General features: G+C 35.4%; 2 protein-coding genes. Both read left to right on the forward strand.

The window, feature by feature from the left end; translation table 11 throughout:
* A partial coding sequence (locus tag MJQ71_RS20835; RefSeq protein WP_238808871.1) for a hypothetical protein occupies positions 1 to 192 on the forward strand: 192 nt, incomplete at its 5' end.
* 64 nt (positions 193 to 256) lie between these two features.
* On the forward strand, positions 257 to 433 hold the full coding sequence (locus MJQ71_RS20840; RefSeq protein ID WP_238808872.1) for a hypothetical protein: 177 nt from the start codon (positions 257 to 259) through the stop codon (positions 431 to 433).
* The last annotated feature ends 149 nt before the right edge of the window (positions 434 to 582 follow it).

Genomic DNA, 582 nt, shown 5'->3' on the forward strand with positions numbered 1-582 from the left:
TTATGCCCTAATAAATTCCTTGGAATGCCCCGTTGTCGGTCAACTCAAGATAGACAAAAGCCCGATATACCTTCGAGTATATCGGGCTTTCTTGTGGGAGCTTTCGTCTATCTTTCAGATTGTTGGAGACGAAATAATTTTGAATTTTCGCTACTAAGCAATCGCCAAACAAATATGGATACTAAAGTATAAAAAACTTAGAACAAAACGAGAAGCTTATGCGAAAAATAAAACTATAAATTATTTTTCTAATCTCATGTCGCAAACAACTTGGCGAGCAAAAGCCTCAAAAAGCGAGAATTTGCTGAGAATTAACACTAGAAAACTTCGCATTGGATTCGTCGCAAATGGCTCAGGATTTGGACAAAACCGAGCAAAAGGAATTGCGAGAATCAATAAAAACCAGAGTATTGTGATTATCGCAAAAGCTTAAAAAATCAAAATAGCATGAAAAATTTCCAACGACCGCAAGCAAGATGCTTAGGATTGGATTTTGAGTTAATTAATAGATTTATCAAGCGTTTACTTGCTTGCTTTAGTTGGAGACCAAAGATTTTGAATAATTTTCTAATCAAATGTCCC

This window comes from Emticicia aquatica (genome assembly GCF_923079645.1).
GTDB lineage: Bacteria > Bacteroidota > Bacteroidia > Cytophagales > Spirosomataceae > Emticicia > Emticicia aquatica.

Bases quoted from the DNA above. Each gene is read 5' to 3' on its own strand.
- MJQ71_RS20840 (WP_238808872.1), top strand. From the start codon at position 257: ATGTCGCAAACAACTTGGCGAGCAAAAGCCTCAAAAAGCGAGAATTTG.